Source organism: Magnetospirillum sp. UT-4 (assembly GCF_902729435.1).
Taxonomy (GTDB): Bacteria; Pseudomonadota; Alphaproteobacteria; order Rhodospirillales; family Magnetospirillaceae; genus Magnetospirillum.
On record NZ_CACVCG010000110.1, the window covers coordinates 1 to 2145 of the forward strand.

Genomic DNA, 2145 nt, shown 5'->3' on the forward strand with positions numbered 1-2145 from the left:
CGCCCCCCCCCGCATCCGCCCCCGCATCCGCCCCCGCATCCGTCGTGCAAGCCGACAACGGCGAAAGCTATCGCGCCTCGGCCATCATCGACAAGGCGTTCGTGACCGCACGCATGGTCGAGCAATTACTGGCGCGGCGGCGCAACAACGCGCCCGGTAGCAACGACGCCGCTCACCATGAACTGCTTGTCGACGCGCAGGAGCGCCTGATTAACCTCATGTTACTGGCGCAGTTGCACATCGAGGCGTCCGGATGTTCGGCCAACGACGTTGCGAAGCTGCAATTCATCCACAAACTGCTGATCGGCAGCGCTGAATCTCTGGTGCGTACCGCGATCGAGCAGGTAATACGCATCGGCAACAGCATCATTTCCGGCCAAACCGGGGTCCCCATGAATATCGGCAACATACTAAAGGCGAAGATGGACCACGCGAGCCTGCTGGCCAGTGTCGTCGGCGGGGCGGAGAAGCTGCCCGAGGACATCCGGAGCCAGTTGCTTATGGGCGAGAACATCGTCCTTCAGGTCAACTCGATCAGCGATCAGCACCTCCGTCTGCCGCATTTCGATTCCGCCCGAAGATTAGGCGCCCCCGCGTGATGGCTCCCCTGGATCCTGAGGGCTGAAATCCACTTGCGGGCGTGAAGACGATTCCCATACTCTGGCCCAGGCCGAGCCCCCATAGGCGGAGGCCGAGCGCCGTGTCACATGCGGGCATCCATCGACCCCACCATCATGACCGATGATCGAGAAGCAAACCTAGCCGAAATCACCAACCGCATCCGAGCGTTGCTGGTGGGTGAAGGGACGCGGCAAGGCGAGGCGCAGGCTTCTCGCGACGAGGTGGTGAAGCGCAGTATCCAACGGCTGACCGTTCTGGCCAATCATGTTTTCGGCGACGAGGCAAAGGCGCGCATATGGCTGACCCAGCCACAGCCCGACTTTCAGGGCCGTTCCATCCTGCAACTGGCGGAACACGAATCCACCGCCACCCAGATCGAAGAGGCGTTGCACAAGATCGACGAGCAATACCTGTTCAGCAATTAACCGTGGGTCTAGGTATGCCCCACCCTTCCGCCCACCCGCCATACCGCTACGGGGCGCGCGTTCCCAGGATTGAGGTGTTGCCATGATGACGGCCGTCATCGCCGGAGTTCTGCTGCTTTTGCTGGGCGCCATCCTTAAGGGGCTGTTTGCCCACGCGATGGTATTTTTCGTCGCTTGGCTCGCGAAGAATGGATTGCTGCTGGCCTTCCTGCGCACCCGCATTGGTCGCCGCATGGTCCGCAATGTCCGCTTCAAGACCTATACCCAGATCGGTTCGGGGCCGGGGCGGCGGCGGGCCTATCGCGTGTTTCGCCACATGGCGGGGGCCGAACATGCGACCATCACCGGACTGCGCCGTATCCGCAATGCCGTCATGCGGGGCGGTCAGCGTCTTGGCATAAAGATTTCGCACTGACCTGCGAATGCGGTAAGGCGGGAGTTGAGGGGGTCTGACTATATTACAGCTGGTCCAAGGAATTCCTGGAGGCGGGCAAGATGCGGCTGTCAGGCGACACAGCGCGCCAAGCCAGCGCCGGCGAAGTCCAGAACCTGCGCCGCGAGATACGCGACCAGAAAGAAGTGATCGCGGATGGGGGCCGAACGGCGCATGGCACACGAAAAAGGCCACCCGAAGGTGGCCTTGATCATTGTTTTCGTTGATAATTTTTGTTGCGGGGACGGGATTTGAACCTGTGACCTTCAGGTTATGAGACCCATATTTTGTGTTTCTCAGCATTTCCACACGCCCCTCAGGTATTCGCTTTTTTTCCACCATATCAAAGCGATAGCCCATATCGAACGCGCTCTCCCTGTCGCGCCGTCCCGCTACATTTTGTGCCTCATTGAGTCCATGAGGAGTCCATGGATCGATGGCAATGAGCCCTGGAGCATCGTATCCATCCGGTGAAGGACGCAGGGGGGGGCGGCGTCAGGCGGCGACGGCGGAGGCCGGGTTGGCGTTCCGCCAGTTCCAGGGCAGGAGCTCGTCGATGCGGCTGGCGGGGTGACCCGCGATCCGTGCAAGGACATCGGCCAGCCAGGCTTGCGGATCGATGTCGTTCATCTTGGCGGTGACGATGAGGCTGTACATGGAGGCGCC

Annotated in this window: 3 protein-coding genes and 2 pseudogenes; 4 read left to right on the plus strand and 1 reads right to left on the minus strand. The window is 61.0% G+C overall.

Annotated elements, in window-relative coordinates:
* The 4 genes and pseudogenes from MTBUT4_RS14405 to MTBUT4_RS14420 all read left to right on the plus strand — a co-directional run.
* A pseudogene (locus MTBUT4_RS14405) lies at positions 1–599 on the plus strand (chemotaxis protein CheY); the annotation flags it as partial.
* 108 nt (positions 600–707) lie between these two features.
* Entirely contained in the window at positions 708–1046 is a 339-nt protein-coding gene (locus tag MTBUT4_RS14410; protein WP_254434874.1) for an MbcA/ParS/Xre antitoxin family protein, read from the plus strand.
* Between the two features lie 82 nt (positions 1047–1128).
* On the plus strand, positions 1129–1461 hold the full coding sequence (locus MTBUT4_RS14415) for a hypothetical protein (protein ID WP_173980392.1): 333 nt from the start codon (positions 1129–1131) through the stop codon (positions 1459–1461).
* A 38-nt stretch (positions 1462–1499) separates the two neighbouring features.
* A pseudogene (locus MTBUT4_RS14420) lies at positions 1500–1637 on the plus strand (IS3 family transposase); the annotation flags it as partial.
* 337 nt (positions 1638–1974) lie between these two features.
* Here MTBUT4_RS14420 and MTBUT4_RS14425 read toward each other — a convergent pair.
* Positions 1975–2145, minus strand: a 171-nt coding sequence (locus MTBUT4_RS14425; RefSeq protein WP_173980393.1) for a transposase domain-containing protein, incomplete at its 5' end; no start/stop codon positions are given.